11 protein-coding genes are annotated in these 15,764 nt (G+C 57.1%); 6 read left to right on the top strand and 5 right to left on the bottom strand.

From position 1 onward, the window contains the following. Positions 1-250: 250 nt before the first annotated feature. The 5 genes from serS to lrp form a co-directional block, all read right to left on the bottom strand. Positions 251-1,543 carry a serine--tRNA ligase gene (serS, locus tag OC597_RS01660; RefSeq protein WP_099061790.1) on the bottom strand — a complete coding sequence of 431 codons (1,293 nt, stop codon included), beginning with the start codon at positions 1,541-1,543 and terminating at the stop codon, positions 251-253. A 110-nt stretch (positions 1,544-1,653) separates the two neighbouring features. Further along, entirely contained in the window at positions 1,654-2,997 is a 1,344-nt protein-coding gene (locus OC597_RS01665) for a replication-associated recombination protein A (RefSeq protein ID WP_261284119.1), read from the bottom strand. A gap of 7 nt (positions 2,998-3,004) precedes the next feature. Continuing rightward, a complete protein-coding gene (gene lolA, locus OC597_RS01670; RefSeq protein ID WP_085116057.1) occupies positions 3,005-3,616 on the bottom strand; it encodes an outer membrane lipoprotein periplasmic chaperone LolA in 612 nt (203 codons plus the stop codon). Between the two features lie 198 nt (positions 3,617-3,814). After that, positions 3,815-7,369, bottom strand: a complete 3,555-nt coding sequence (locus tag OC597_RS01675; protein ID WP_262207129.1) for a DNA translocase FtsK 4TM domain-containing protein — start codon at positions 7,367-7,369, stop codon at positions 3,815-3,817. Positions 7,370-7,489: 120 nt separating this feature from the next. Further along, on the bottom strand, positions 7,490-7,984 hold the full coding sequence (lrp, locus tag OC597_RS01680; RefSeq protein WP_004928318.1) for a leucine-responsive transcriptional regulator Lrp: 495 nt from the start codon (positions 7,982-7,984) through the stop codon (positions 7,490-7,492). Between the two features lie 669 nt (positions 7,985-8,653). Between lrp and trxB the strand changes: the two genes are divergently transcribed. The 6 genes from trxB (at position 8,654) to aat (ending at position 15,740) form a co-directional block, all read left to right on the top strand. Then, a complete protein-coding gene (trxB, locus tag OC597_RS01685; protein WP_099061793.1) occupies positions 8,654-9,625 on the top strand; it encodes a thioredoxin-disulfide reductase in 972 nt (323 codons plus the stop codon). Between the two features lie 75 nt (positions 9,626-9,700). Further along, positions 9,701-10,588, top strand: coding sequence for a LysR family transcriptional regulator (locus tag OC597_RS01690; RefSeq protein ID WP_262207131.1), 888 nt, complete (start codon positions 9,701-9,703; stop codon positions 10,586-10,588). A gap of 96 nt (positions 10,589-10,684) precedes the next feature. Further along, positions 10,685-11,302 carry a glutathione transferase GstA gene (gstA, locus tag OC597_RS01695; RefSeq protein WP_261284116.1) on the top strand — a complete coding sequence of 206 codons (618 nt, stop codon included), beginning with the start codon at positions 10,685-10,687 and terminating at the stop codon, positions 11,300-11,302. A 176-nt stretch (positions 11,303-11,478) separates the two neighbouring features. Next, the gene (cydD, locus tag OC597_RS01700; RefSeq protein ID WP_262207133.1) at positions 11,479-13,245 is read left to right on the top strand and encodes a heme ABC transporter permease/ATP-binding protein CydD; all 1,767 of its coding nucleotides are present in this window, start codon (positions 11,479-11,481) and stop codon (positions 13,243-13,245) included. Between the two features lie 2 nt (positions 13,246-13,247). After that, complete coding sequence (cydC, locus tag OC597_RS01705) at positions 13,248-14,984, top strand: heme ABC transporter ATP-binding protein/permease CydC (RefSeq protein WP_262207135.1); 1,737 nt, start codon at positions 13,248-13,250, stop codon at positions 14,982-14,984. Between the two features lie 30 nt (positions 14,985-15,014). Continuing rightward, positions 15,015-15,740, top strand: coding sequence for a leucyl/phenylalanyl-tRNA--protein transferase (gene aat, locus OC597_RS01710; protein ID WP_085116052.1), 726 nt, complete (start codon positions 15,015-15,017; stop codon positions 15,738-15,740). The last annotated feature ends 24 nt before the right edge of the window (positions 15,741-15,764 follow it).

Below are 15,764 nucleotides of genomic sequence, written 5' to 3' on the forward strand. Positions count from 1 at the left end.
CCCTGATATTGATAAACGTCATGCCCTTGATTCAAGGCGCGAACAGAGGAGACAGATCCGATGTCTGCTGATAGCTTGAGTAAAAACCCTCCTCTATGAGTGGATATTACTCAGAAGTGAGTAGTGAACTTTGTCGACTATCAATAAAGCGGGGGAAGTATCTGAAAGAAAAAGAGCTTTCGAACAAAGGGGTAACAATTTTCTTATAAAAAAAGCGCCCGCAGGCGCTTTTCATGAAACAGCTAACTTATTAACCGATATATTCCAGGCCACCCATATACGGGCGTAATACTTCTGGTACCTGAATACGGCCATCGGCCTGCTGGTAGTTTTCCAGCACCGCCACCAGAGTACGACCGACTGCCAGACCAGAACCGTTCAGCGTATGCACCAGGCGCGGCTTCTTCTCGGTTTTGCTGCGGCAGCGGGCTTGCATACGGCGCGCCTGATAATCCCACATGTTGGAGCAAGACGAGATCTCACGGTAAGTGTCCTGCGCTGGCAACCACACTTCCAGATCGTAGGTCTTGCACGAGCCTGCACCCATATCACCGGTACACAGCAACATTTTGCGGTATGGCAGGTTCAGCAACTGCAGCACTTTCTCTGCATGGCCGGTCAGCTCTTCCAACGTAGCCATAGAGTCTTCCGGACGGACGATCTGCACCATCTCAACTTTGTCGAACTGGTGCATGCGGATCAAACCACGAGTGTCACGACCATAAGAACCGGCTTCGGCACGGAAACAAGGCGTATGCGCGGTCAACTTCAGCGGCAGTGATTCCTCTTCCAGGATCTCGTCGCGCACCAGGTTGGTCAACGGCACTTCTGCCGTTGGGATCAGCGCATAGTTGCTGCTGTCGGATTCTTCTTCCAGCGGTTTGGTGTGGAACAAGTCTTCACCAAACTTCGGCAACTGGCCAGTACCGTACAGCGTGGCATGGTTAACCAGATAAGGAACGTAGGTTTCCTGATAGCCGTGTTGTTCGGTATGCAGATCCAGCATGAACTGGGATAACGCACGGTGCATGCGGGCGATTTGCCCTTTCATCACCACAAAGCGTGAACCCGTCAGTTTTACCGCCGCGGCAAAGTCCAGGCCACCGGCCATTTCGCCCAGATCGACGTGATCGCGCACCTGGAAATCGTACTGGCGCGGTTCGCCCCAGCGGCTGACTTCCTGGTTATCGCTGTCGTCTTTGCCGTCTGGCACTTCATCGTCCGGCAGGTTCGGGATCGCCAACGCATAGTCACGGATTTCAGCCTGCAGCTGGTCCAACGCGGCCTTGGCCGTGTCCAGCTTGTCACCCAGTTCGTTTACTTCGCGACGCAGCGGCTCAATGTCTTCCCCGCGCGCTTTAGCAGCGCCGATGGATTTCGATCGGGAGTTACGTTCTGCCTGCAGCGTTTCGGTTTCTACCTGCAGAACTTTGCGACGCTCTTCTTGAGAACGCAGCAGATCCAGATCGAGTTTAAAGCCTCGGCGAGCCAGTTTGACGGCGACTGCGTCTAGCTCATTACGCAGCAGATTGGGATCGAGCATGCTAATCCTGTGCTTATTGTTATTGAAAGAAAATTTGATGTTTTATTCGGCTGAATTTATAGCCGCATAAAGGAAGAGTGATACCCGCTAACCTTACCGCAACGGCAACGCTAGCGGTAGCGTTTTGTCTGGCTATTTTGATCCTGCTCAGCAAGCCATGCCAGCTTTTCACCGATTTTACCTTCCAGCCCACGAGAGGTTGGATGATAGTAACGCGTCTTGGCCATTTCAGGCGGGAAGTAATCTTCACCGGCGGCATAAGCATTGGGTTCGTCGTGGGCGTAGCGATATTCTGCCCCCAACCCCATTTCCTTCATCAGCTTGGTTGGCGCATTACGCAAGTGCTCGGGGACATCATAATCAGCCCTCTCTTTGGCGTCACGTATCGCCGCTTTGAAGGCGGTGTAAACCGCGTTACTTTTTGGCGCACAGGCCAGATAGACGATAGCCTGGGCAATCGCCCGTTCGCCTTCCGCCGGGCCGACGCGGGTGAAGCAGTCCCAGGCCGCAATAGCCACCTGCATGCCACGCGGGTCAGCATTACCTACATCTTCAGAAGCAATCGCCAGCAACCGGCGTGCCACGTAGAGTGGATCGCCTCCGGCGGTAATAATACGGGCATACCAGTACAACGCAGCGTCCGGTGCTGAACCACGCACCGATTTATGCAGCGCCGAGATCAGATCGTAAAAGCGGTCGCCTTTATTATCGAAACGCGCGCTACGTTCCCCGGAGACTTCTTTCAGTAACTCCGGCGTCAATACGCGGATACCTTTGGCGTCGATTTCCGCCATGTCCGCCATCATCTCCAGGCTGTTCAGCGCCCGACGGGCATCGCCGCCCACCAGCTCCGACAACATGCGGCGCGTCTCTTCCGGCAGTTCGATATTCTGGCTACCCAAGCCCCGGCTGTGGTCTTTCATCGCCTGATCCAGCACCTGACTGATATCTTCGGCAGTCAGTGCCTTCAGTAAATAGACGCGAGCACGCGACAACAACGCCGAGTTAAGCTCAAAGGACGGGTTTTCGGTGGTGGCGCCGATAAAGGTGATGGTGCCGTCTTCAATGTGCGGCAGGAAGGCATCCTGCTGGCTTTTGTTGAAGCGGTGCACCTCATCGACAAACAGGATAGTACGGCGACCGGAGTCACGGTTTTGACGTGCACGCTCGATCGCCTCGCGAATCTCTTTAATCCCGGACGTGACGGCAGAAATACGTTCGACGTCCGCCTGGCCGTAACGGCCGATCAATTCCGCCAGCGTGGTTTTCCCGGTGCCCGGTGGCCCCCACAGAATCATCGAATGCAGTTGTCCCGCCTCGATAGCCCGCGGCAAAGGCTTACCGGCAGCCAACAGATGCTGCTGGCCGATGTACTGTGCCAGCGTGGTCGGCCGCATCCGCGCGGCCAACGGCTGGAATTCATTTTGGGAAAAATCGAGCGACATATTACTCACGCGGACCTCACTGGCGCTGGTCGTCCAGCGTCACCCCCTTCGGCGGGGTAAATTTGAATTTGCTGGCATCAGCCGCGACATTCTGCTGGCTTTTCAGCGCATAAGAGCTGCGCTGGCCGTCCTGCTCAACCGCGGCAAAACTGCGGATAGTGCCGCTGTTATCCACGGTAATGGCGAACTGTTTCAGGTTGCCGCTGCTGGATTTTGGCGTCAGCTCAAAATCATTGCCCTTCTGCTTAACGTTGTACTGTTTCCAGTCATTGGCGTTATTGCGGGTGATCAGCATAAACGGCGTGTTGCCGGTGGCGTTTTTCAGCCAGGTGGCGGTGACCTGCTCAACAAAGGGATTGTAGAACCACAGGGTCTGACCGTCTGATACCAGTACGCTCTCGTCCGGCGAGGTCATGTGCCAGTTAAACAGATTCGGGCGCTTAACCCAGAGTTCGCCTTCACCCTGCTGTACCGCCGCGCCATCGCTGCTGGTCACCGTCTGGGAGAAGCTGGCGTGGAAACTGTTCACTTTTGCCAGACGACTTTGCAAATCCTGCGCAGCGTCGGCCAGCACAGAGGTGGAAGCGAATCCCGAAAGCAGACAACAGGCAACTAACAGTTTTTTCATTATTCCAGATACCTTATGAAATACGTTAACCGCAAGGCGGTGCCGTGCGGGTCAAATTAACCCTTAAACACCTTTACTCTACCCGAAGCCATTCGCCGGCAGATAGGCCAATGTTCCGAGAAGCCGATGGGTTTACGCTTCTTTGCACAAGGGCCGCTAAGCGGCCCTTTTAATTAAATAACAACGATTAAAACTTCATCAGTCATGCCGTGGCGGTGCCAGCACCTCACGGTTGCCGTTGTGCCCCTGCTCGCTGACGATGCCCTGCGCTTCCATCTGTTCGATGATGCGCGCGGCGCGGTTATAACCAATGCGGAACTGACGCTGTACGCCGGAGATAGAAGCGCGGCGTTTATCCACCACAAACTCTACCGCCTGATCAAACAACGGATCCAGCTCTTCATCACCGTCCAGACCACCGCCGGCACCACCCTCACCGTCGTCACCGGCGTTGAGGATACCCTCTTTATATTGAGGTCGTTCACGCGCTTTCCAATCCTTAACCACTGCATGCACTTCCTGATCGCGCACAAATGCACCATGCACACGTACCGGAATGGAGGAGTTAGGGGCCAGATACAGCATGTCACCCATCCCCAGCAGGGATTCAGCACCGCCCTGATCGAGGATAGTGCGTGAGTCAATCTTGCTGGACACGGTAAAGGCGATACGGGTCGGGATGTTGGCCTTGATCAGACCGGTGATCACATCCACCGACGGCCGTTGAGTGGCCAGCACCAGGTGGATCCCCGCCGCACGCGCTTTCTGCGCCAGACGAGCGATCAGTTCCTCGACCTTTTTGCCGACCGTCATGATCAAGTCGGCAAATTCGTCGACCATCACCACGATGTAAGGCTCTTTCTCCAGTACCGGCGGCGTGATATCCATGCTGTCAGTCGGTTTCCAGAATGGATCCGGGATCGGACGCCCCATGGCTTCGGCCTGATCGACACGTTCGTTATAACCGGCCAGGTTACGCACACCGAGCGCAGACATCAGCTTGTAGCGGCGCTCCATCTCGGCGACACACCAACGCAGGGCATTGGCGGCGTCTTTCATGTCAGTTACCACGTCGGTCAACAGATGCGGAATGCCCTCATAGACTGACAGTTCCAGCATTTTCGGGTCGATCATGATAAAGCGCACTTCTTTCGGCGTGGCCTTATACAGGATGCTCAGGATCATGGCATTGACCCCGACCGACTTACCGGAACCGGTGGTCCCCGCGACCAGCAGGTGTGGCATTTTCGCCAAATCGGCAACCACCGGTTCGCCGGAAATGTCTTTACCCAATACGATCGCCAGCGGCGACGGATTGTCGCGGAACGCCGGGCAGTCCAGCACTTCTCGCAGATAGACCGTCTGACGCCTGACGTTAGGCAGCTCCAACCCGACGTAAGGCTTGCCGGGGATCACTTCCACCACACGTACCGCGGAGGTCGACAGTGAACGTGCCAAATCGCGCGACAGGTTGGAAATACGTGCAGCCTTGACGCCCGGAGCCAAATCCAGCTCGAAGCGGGTGATGACCGGACCTGGCAAAATATCCACCACGTCGGCTTTCACCCGGTAATCGGCCAGGCTGGCCTCCACCAAACGCGCCTTTTGTTCCAGTGCGAAGGAATCTACCGGTTCCACCTCTTTCGGGGCTTCGGTCAGCAGATCCAGCGTCGGCAACGGCGTGGTCGGTTTTTGCAGCGGCATATCGTTGCGCATCAGGAACGGGTGGATCAGGCTGTCCATCGCCGGTTGCTGCACAGCGGCAGGTTCCGGTTGCGCCACAGGCTGCTGATAGGCTGGCTGTTGCTGGACTGCTGGTTGCTGCTGCGGTTGTTGGTAAGCAGGCTGATAGGACTGTACCGGCGGAGTCTGAGGCTGAGCCGGCGCGGCGGGCTCAAACTGACCGAACGGTACATCATCTTCACGTTCGCTTTGCTGCTCAATGCGCTCTTCCAACTGCGGCGACAGAGTGAACAGTGGCTCAACCGGACCATCATCGACCAAATCATCCATCGGCGAGAAGCCGAACGCATTGCGGGTATCGACCGGCGTGGTTGGCTGCACCGATGGCGCGACTTCTGGCTGGCCATAGCGCTGGCTTTGCTGGTTGGCAAACGCTTGACGCAGTGCGGCCTCCTGCAGAGCAGCTTCATCCTCCAGATTATCCGATGCAGATTCCTCACCGTAACGCTGGCTTTGCTGCTCGGCAAATGCCTGGCGCAACGCCGCTTCCTGCAGGGCTTCATCATCTGGCGAAAGATTATCCGCATTCTGCAATGGCTCGTCGTCCTCTCGGGTGCGCTGTTCCTGTTCGGCCATGCGCTGCGAAGGCAGTTTGATGCCATAAGAAGCCAGTTCACGACGAGTCGGAATACGTACCGGATTAGGCCGCGGTAATTCAGGGCCGAGGCCTTGTTTCACCTGCGAGTTAGCATCACTGGTGGCGCTAAAGGCCGGCATAAAGGTATTGGCGGCAACAGCACCGGCAATCGCCGCCGCTGCAGCAGGTGCCTGAGGTTTCACGCTACCAAACGGGGTAACGGCAGGCTCAGCGGCACTGAATCCGGCCGGAGCGCTGACGTCAACGCTATCACGCTGGGCGGCAGAGAAATCAAACGGGGAGCGGTCTGGCGACGGCGATACGGCCGGTGCGTCCCAGTTCCCCATACGCGGTTCATCGTCATCCCGGTAAGGATCGGCCTGGCGCGTCAACTTCGGCGTCGGCGTCTCTTCAGGGATTTCAAATGAATACAGCGGTGGTGCGGTGTTTTCTGCTACCGCACTCATCGGATGCTGGTTCACCGAGGCCGGAGCCACCGGTGCTGCAGTAACCGACGGTGCCTGAGCCACGACAGGTGCCGCAGTGACAGGTGCGCTGGCTATCGCTGACGCGACAGGCGCGACATCGGCCTCATCGTCATCATTAGCCCGCAGACCGCTGAGTAACGGATCTTCCGCATCTTCCGCCGCCATTTTGGCGGTTTCCGTTACCGAAGGCGCAGAGAACAACACGTCGTCTTCCGCCGCGTTGGCCGCCGTTGCCGAGGTAGCCACAGCAAGCGCGGCATCCTTGTCAGCGGATTCAGGCTGATCTTCGACGTAACGGTCATCATCGTCGTGATAACGGTCTTCACGACGTGAGCGGTTGGTCATAAAGGTAGCCGTACCCAGCACCACCCCGCCGATACGCTCGGCGATCACCAACCAGGACCAGCCGGTAAACAGCGTCAACCCTGCTGCCCAAACGCACAGCAGCCCCAGGGTGGCACCGATACCGTTGAACCACGGCAACATGGCGTTGCTCAGCAAGCTGCCGATCACGCCGCCGGAAGCGAAGTAATAGAGGTCGTCGACATTCAATGCCGCCAGGCCACACGAGGTGAGCACCAGCGCCAACGTGCCGATCAGGCGCAGTGAAAGCGCAAAATAATCGATGTATTCGCCATTACCACGCTGGCGGTAAGCCGCCCAGCACAACAACAGCATGATCGGTGGTATCGCATAGGCGAGCACCCCGAAGGTGAAGAACAATGTGTCGGCCATCCAGGCCCCGACGCCACCGCCCAGGTTATGAATAGGCTCATGCCACGCGGTCTGCGACCAGCTTGGGTCAGAGGGATTAAAACTGACCAAGGCAGCCATGAGGTAAATGGCAAAAATGGCTACCACAATCAACACAGCTTCGAGCAAACGGCGACCGCTGCTGAGTTTTCTCAAGGTAACTTCTTTATCTTCTGTATATTCCTGGCTCAAGAAAGGCTCTCCAGGTTCCTGTTAGCTGACATAGCAACAGCGCCGAGAAGCTTCCCCGGCGCCGAAACTGTATGAATAAACAGGAGTGTAACCAATTTAATCAGGTTTTGCACCTGCACCCTACCGTGTTTTGATAACCAGACGGTTACTCTGTTTCACTTCTTCCATTACCACGTACGTACGGGTGTCATTCACCCCCGGCAGACGCAGCAAGGTTTCACCGAGCAACTTACGGTAAGCCGACATATCCGGCACGCGGGTTTTCAACAGATAGTCGAAATCACCGGACACCAGATGACACTCCTGAATTTCTTCAAGCTTCTGAACGGCTGAGTTGAATTGCTCAAACACATCCGGCGCACCGCGGTTCAACGTGATTTCCACGAAGACCAACAGGGAAGCGTCCAGATAATGCGGGTTGAGCAAAGCGGTATAGCCATGAATAAAACCCTGGCGCTCGAGGCGGCGCACGCGTTCTAAACATGGGGTTGGGGATAGCCCCACGCGCTTCGAAAGCTCAACGTTCGAAATACGCCCATCCTTCTGCAGCTCGTTCAGGATATTGCGGTCGATACGGTCGAGATCTTTACCCGGGCGTTTCTTATTGTCTGCCATTATTATTGTCTCTCTTATTTTCTTCCCTGCACTTGCCACACCCTAACCAACGTCAATGTGTAAGGGTTCGTTCCAAGCGAAGACCCAATGCCTGTCATATGCTTCACTACCATCATCACCCCTTGTGCAGTCTGTCTGTCAAACCCTGCACCGGGTAGCTAAATGACGTTATCGCAAGAAGAAATCCCCCTCGCTTGCGCGGCGTCCCCTCACCTGCCATACGCGACTTCAGCAACGGCGCAAAATTCTGCGTCAACGCCGTAAATACGTACGATTTACTGTAGGGACAGGGATAATTTCTTCTTCCTATGATGTTTTCGCAAATGCGCAGCGGATTGTCAAAGTAAAAGAAGCAAAATCAGAAGAACGTACCGTCATGAAAAGTTAGCACGCCGTTTTTAGTTATGAATCGCTGGCTTAAAAACCCCGCTACCAAGGCGCTTAAACCCGCTTAACGGGCTGTTTCCAGCCCATTGGATGCAGAACCGCGTTGAGTGACTTCCATAAGTTAAATTGCTGCGTTTTGCGCTCGCTTTAGCAGCAAAATAATAATTAATAGGTCATGACTATCAAACAAATCGTTAACAACATCCCCTGGCGCTTTTTTTAATGCCGCATTTTCCCTACAATCGGATCCATTGTCCGCCATTGTGGGAAAAGAGGTTATTCATGGGCACGGCTAAACACAGCAAATTATTGATCCTGGGCTCCGGCCCGGCTGGCTACACCGCCGCCGTTTACGCAGCGCGCGCCAACCTGAGCCCGGTATTGATTACCGGTATGGAACAAGGGGGTCAGTTGACCACCACCACCGAAGTGGAAAACTGGCCGGGTGATGCCGAAGGCCTGACCGGCCCGGCGCTGATGGAGCGTATGCGCGAGCATGCAGAAAAATTCCAGACCGAGATTGTGTTTGACCACATCAACAGCGTTGAACTGCAGAACCGTCCGTTCCGCCTGTTCGGCGACAACGGCGAATACACCTGTGATGCATTGATCATCGCCACTGGCGCTTCCGCACGTTACCTTGGCCTGCCTACCGAAGAAGCATTCAAAGGCAAGGGTGTGTCTGCCTGTGCCACCTGCGACGGTTTCTTCTACCGCAATCAGAAAGTCGCGGTCGTCGGTGGTGGTAATACCGCCGTGGAAGAAGCACTGTACTTGTCCAACATCGCGGCCGAAGTTCACCTGATCCACCGCCGTGACAGCTTCCGTTCAGAGAAGATCCTGATCAACCGGCTGATGGAGAAAGTGAAAAACGGCAATATCGTGCTGCATACCGACCATACCCTGGACGAAGTGCTGGGCGATCAAATGGGCGTGACCGGCGTGCGTATCCGTAGCACCAAAGCGGAAAACCAAACGCAGGACCTGGAACTGGCCGGCGTGTTTATCGCCATCGGCCACAGCCCGAACACCAGCATTTTCGGTGGTCAGTTGGAGCTGGAAAACGGCTACATCAAGGTGCAGTCCGGTATTCACGGTAATGCCACCCAAACCACCATCCCTGGCGTATTCGCCGCTGGCGACGTGATGGATCATATCTACCGCCAGGCGATCACCTCCGCCGGGACCGGTTGTATGGCCGCGCTGGACGCTGAGCGTTATCTGGACGGCATTGCCGGCGCAGAAGTGCTGTAACCCCAGACTGTCATTTTGAAAAGCGGCTATCATAGCCGCTTTTTTGTACCTGGCATTTAACCCGGCGGTTGTTCTATGCACAATCTTCTCCATTGGCGTTTATTGGTTGCCGTAGCCGACAGCGGCAAAATTACCCTGGCAGCGAGTCTGTGTGGCATGACCCAGTCCGGGGCCAGTCAGGCCATCGCTCAGTTGGAAGACGCACTGCAAACTCCGCTGTTGGTTCGCCTGCCACACAGCGTTGTCCTCACCCAGAGCGGTGAACAGATTGTCATGCACGCTCGTGCCATGTTGGCCGAACTTCATAAGATCAAAAACTACGCGCAACAGGCAAAAAGCGCGCATGCCGGCAAGATTCGCCTGGCAAGTTTTCCCTCAGCATTTTCCCTCCTGCTGCCGCCATTAGTGCGTAAGTTCCACCGACGCTATCCCGCCATTGAGCTGGTCCAGTTGGAAGGCAGCGATCTGGAAGTCGAAGACTGGTTGGCGCAGGAAACCGCCGACGTCGGCGTGGTACTGAACCCATCCCCAGAAAGGCAGAGCTGTCCACTGGGGCAAGATCTGTGGCTGGCAGTCACCGCCAGCGAACATTCGTTAGCCAGGAGCCGAAAGCCGGTGGATTTCAGCTTGTTGGCCGAATTGCCCTTTGTGCTGGCCACTGGCGGTTGTTATCTCAATGCGCAGTTGTTGGCGCAACAGGCCGGTTTGTCATTGGCCGATATACGCGTCACCGTCAATGACTGGAGCACTGCGCTGACGTTGGTACGTGAAGGGGTCGGCGTCTCGCTGATACCGGCCTCGGTAATCCCGGCCGATGCACCAGGCATTTGTACCCTGCCGCTGATCACCCCACTCTACCGTCACTTTGGCCTGGTTTGTTCGTTCCGCGGCGCAGGCTCTGCGCCAGTGCAAACCCTGTTGCAATACCTGCAGGCTCATCTGCCACTGCCCGTCAGTAGCTAAGCTGATAACTGGTTTCTGACATTCTAATTTTTCTGTCGGCAGCACCGACGGCATTCTGACGGCTAAGCGATACCGCTTCTTAGCGCAGGAACTGCCATGAAACTCTACTTTGCACCCGATACCTGTTCACTCTCCCCGCATATTGTTTTATGCGAGTTGGGGCTGCCGTTCGAACTGATCCGAGTCAATAACCGCACTAAACGCAGCGCCGATGGCCGGGACTTTTTTCAGGTGAATCCCAAAGGCTACGTCGCCGCGCTGATGCTGGACGACGGACAAGTGATCACCGAAGGTGCCGCCATCGTGCAATATCTGGCGGATCTGGCTCCCGAAACCGCACTGGCACCGCCATGCGGATCCTTCGAACGAGTGCGTTTACAGGAGTGGCTGAACTTTATTACCAGCGAGATCCACTCAGGCTCCAGCCCGTTGTTCAACACAACCCTGCCGGAAGCGGCCAAAACGCTGTTTCGCGACAAGCTGCGCCGTCGGCTCGATTACGTCGCCCGGACACTGGACGAGCAGCCTTTCCTGCTGGGCAAAGATTTTAGCGTGGCGGATGCCTATTTGTTTACCGTGCTGCGCTGGATGGCCCCATTCTCGATCGAGCTAAAATACTGGCCATCGTTAACCCGTTTTATGGCATTGATTGCCCAGCGCAAATCGGTAGAAGCCGCCCTGGCCGCGGAAGCAGCCAGCCAGGAGGTGAGTTAACCTGGCTGCGGCCATCTGTTATACCCCCATTTGACCGCTTTATTATTTTCAGTCTGCCGGGTGAAGAGGTAACATTGGCCTTCACTTGTTCGCTTCAGGTTGGGGCAAACACTTTTTTTAACAGTACGTTAACCTTGCCTGTACCCACAGGCGCCGGCGACGCAGACCCATATCTGATGAAAAAAACCAGACAGCAACAGTTAACCCATTGGCTCAAAACTCAGAGCTCCCTGGCGCAGCGTTGGTTGCGCCTTTCCATGTTGTTGGGGCTGATAAGCGGCATTCTGATTGTCGCCCAGGCATGGCTGTTGGCCGCCCTGCTCCACGCGCTGATTATCGAGCACGCCCCGCGCGAACAACTGATCCCCTCGTTTATCTGGTTGGCCGCCACCTTTGCGCTACGGGCGGTGCTGAGCTGGCTGCGAGAACGCGTCGGTTTTATCTGCGGACAGGTGATCCGTCAGCGAATGCGTCAGCAGGTGCTGGATAAACTGCAACAACTTGGCCCGGCCTGGATCCAGGGCAAACCGGCCGGCAGTTGGGCCAGTATCATTGTCGAACAGATCGAAGACATGCAGGATTACTACTCTCGCTACCTGCCGCAGATGTATCTGGCGGTGTTTATTCCCGTGCTGATCCTGATCACCGTATTCCCGATAAACTGGGCCGCCGGCCTGATCCTGTTGACCACCGCCCCGCTGATCCCCATGTTTATGGCACTGGTCGGTATGGGTGCCGCAGACGCCAACCGCCGCAATTTTGTGGCACTGGCTCGACTGAGCGGTAACTTCCTCGATCGCCTGCGCGGGCTGGATACGCTGCGCCTGTTTAACCGGGCTGAAGCGGAAACCGCGCAGATTGCCAAATCGTCCGAGGATTTCCGTACTCGCACCATGGAAGTCTTGCGACTGGCATTTCTGTCGTCGGCGGTGCTGGAGTTCTTTGCCTCCATCTCCATCGCCGTGGTGGCGGTCTATTTTGGTTTCTCGTTCCTTGGCGAACTTAATTTTGGCAGCTACGGCACCGGCGTTACGCTGTTCGCCGGTTTCCTGGTACTGATCCTGGCACCAGAGTTCTTCCAGCCGCTGCGTGACCTGGGGGCCTTCTACCATGCCAAGGCGCAGGCGGTGGGCGCAGCAGAAGCGCTGGAAACCTTCCTCAGCGCTGAAGGCGAGCAAATGGGTAGCGGCACGCAAACGCTGGATAGCGATGCGCCGCTGGAGTTGCAGGCGCAGGATCTGGAGATCCTGTCACCGGATGGCGTGCTGCTGGCCGGCCCGCTGAGTTTCACTCTGCCCGCAAACCAGCGCATTGCTTTGGTTGGGTTGAGCGGCGCCGGTAAAAGTTCGCTGCTGAACCTGCTGCTCGGTTTTCTGCCCTATCGCGGCTCACTGACGGTCAACGGCATCGAGTTGCGCGAACTGGCCGCCGAAGGCTGGCGTCAGCAGCTTGGCTGGGTAGGACAGAACCCACACCTGCCGGCTCAAACGCTGCGGGCCAATATTCTGCTGGGCAACCCGCAGGCTAGCGACGACCAGTTACAGCTGGCGGTAGAGCAAGCTTACGTCGGTGAGATCCTGCCGCATTTGCCACAGGGATTAGAGACTGAAGTCGGCGATAACGCCGCCCGTCTCTCCGTCGGCCAGGCCCAGCGCGTAGCGGTTGCCCGGGCGCTTATCAGCCCACGTCGTTTGCTGCTGCTGGATGAACCGGCCGCCAGCCTTGATGCCCACAGTGAACGGCGGGTGATGCAGGCGCTGAATGCTGCCTCGTATCAGCAAACCACCCTGCTGGTGACACACCAGTTGGAAGATACCGAAGACTACGACCAGATTTGGGTCATGGAAGGCGGGCACATCGTCCAGCAAGGCGATTACGCCACGCTGAGTGCCCAACCCGGCCTGTTCGCCAATCTGATTGCACACCGCCGCGGGGATCTATAATCATGCGCGTTTTGCTGCCGTTCTTGGCGCTATACCGTCGTCACAGCCTGCTGATCTGTCTGGGCATTGTTCTGGCCATCGTTACGCTGCTGGCCAGCATCGGCCTGCTGGCGCTGTCCGGCTGGTTCCTCGCCGCCTCGGCCCTCGCCGGGTTGGCGGGCCTGTTTACTTTCAACTACATGCTGCCGGCCGCCGGTGTCCGCGGTGCCGCCATTTTCCGCACCGCCGGGCGCTACGCCGAACGTGTGGTCAGTCACGATGCCACCTTCCGCGTGCTGTCCCATCTGCGGGTGTTTACCTTTAAAAAGATCCTGCCACTGTCGCCAGGCGGCATTGCCCGTTTCCGTCAGGCCGATCTGCTTAACCGTCTGGTGGCGGATGTCGATACGCTGGATCATTTGTACCTGCGGGTGATTTCACCGCTGGTCAGCGCTGCCGCCGTGATTGTGGTCGTCACTTACGGCCTGAGCTGGCTGGACACCTCCCTGGCGCTGACGCTGGGCGGCATTCTGCTGATGCTGCTGTTGCTGGTGCCCCCGGTGTTTTATCGTGCAGGCAAGCCGATTGGCGGCCAGTTGACCGCGCTGCGCGGCCAGTACCGTACCGATCTGACCGCCTGGTTGCAGGGCCAGGCCGAACTGGTGGTGTTTGGCGCCGTTGAAAGCTTCCGCGCCGATCTGGATACCACCGAGCAGCACTGGCAGCGCCGTCAATGGCAGCAGGCTTCGCTGGGCGGCATGGCGCAGGCATTGATGATCCTGGCCAGCGGCCTGACGGTCACACTGTTGCTGTGGCTCACTGCGGCCGGTATCGGTGGCGACAGCCAACCCGGCGCGCTGATTGCGCTGTTCGTGTTTGCCGCGCTGGCCTCATTTGAGGCGCTGATGCCGGTGGCCGGTGCTTTCCAGCATCTGGGCCAGGTGATCGCTTCCGCCACGCGGGTGAAACAGGTCATCGACCGGCAGCCAGAGGTCAGCTTCCCTACCAGCGGCCCGGCGGCTGAGAAAGGCGCTGCGCTGAGTCTGCAACGGCTGACCTTCACCTATCCCGACCAACCGCTGTCGGTAGTGCAGAATGTCACGCTGGAGATTGCCGCCGGTGAACACATTGCTCTGCTCGGGCGTACCGGCTGTGGCAAATCGACCCTGCTGCAATTGCTGACCCGTGCCTGGAACGCCGATAGCGGCCAGGTGCTGCTCAACGGCCAGCCACTGAGCGCTTACGATGAAACCACCCTGCGCCAGATGACCACCGTCGTCAGCCAGCGGGTGCATATTTTCAGCGATACGCTGCGTGAAAACCTGCGTATCGCCGCCCCGGCCGCAACCGATGAACAGCTGCGTGAGGTCTTGCAGCAGGTCGGGCTAGACAAGCTGCTGGAGAACGAGGGGCTGAACGCCTGGCTGGGAGATGGCGGTCGCCAGCTTTCCGGCGGTGAGCAACGTCGTCTGGGCATTGCCCGTGCGCTGTTGCATCAGGCCCCCCTGTTGCTGCTCGATGAACCGACCGAAGGCCTGGATGCCGAAACCGAACAGCAGATCCTGGCGTTGCTGCGCCAGCACTGTCAGGGGAAAACGCTGATCCTGGTCACCCACCGTCTGTATGGGCTGGAGCACCTGGACCGCATCTGCGTGATGGACGGCGGCCAGATTGTCGAGCAAGGTGATCATCTCACCCTGATGCGTCAACAGGGGCGTTACGCCCACTTCCGCCAACGTATCAGTGGTATACCACTGTAAAATGGCCTGTAGAGGACGCTGAGACCTTATATGCGCATTGTTAAGCTGTCACCGCAGTCACTGGCGTTCCCCTCTCCTGAGGGCGCTCTGCGCGATCCTAACGGGCTGCTGGCAATTGGCGGCGATCTGACCGCGCCGCGCTTGCTGGCCGCTTATGAGCGTGGCATCTTCCCCTGGTTTTCGCCGGGGGAAGCCATTCTTTGGTGGTCACCCGATCCCCGTGCGGTGCTGTTCCCGGCCGAACGTCATATCAGCCGCAGTCTGAAACGTTTTCTGCGCAGTAACCCCTTTCGCATTACGCTGAATCACGACTTTGCCGCGGTGATCGCCGCCTGCGCCGATCGACCGGAAGAAGGCACCTGGATTGGCCCGGAAGTACAACGTGCTTATTTGCATCTGCACCGCCTTGGCTTCGCCCACTCGATCGAGGTTTGGCAGGATGAAGAGCTGGTCGGCGGCATGTACGGTATCGCTCAGGGGGCGCTGTTTTGCGGCGAGTCAATGTTTAGCCGTACCACCAATGCCTCCAAGTGTGCCCTGATGACTTTTTGCCGCCATTTTGCCGCTTATGGCGGAGAATTGATTGACTGTCAGGTGCTTAACGCTCACACTGCCACGCTGGGTGCGAGAGAGATCCCCCGAAGACAATTTTTGCAGCAGCTCAGCCAACTTCAGCGCAAGCCATTAGCGCCAGAGTGTTGGGCACCGCAAGTGTTACCCCCACAGCAGGTTGAACCACCCTCCCCAACAAACTAATTTTGCGGAAACGGTGCAATGTTC

The organism is Serratia proteamaculans (genome assembly GCF_946227095.1).
GTDB lineage: Bacteria > Pseudomonadota > Gammaproteobacteria > Enterobacterales > Enterobacteriaceae > Serratia > Serratia proteamaculans_E.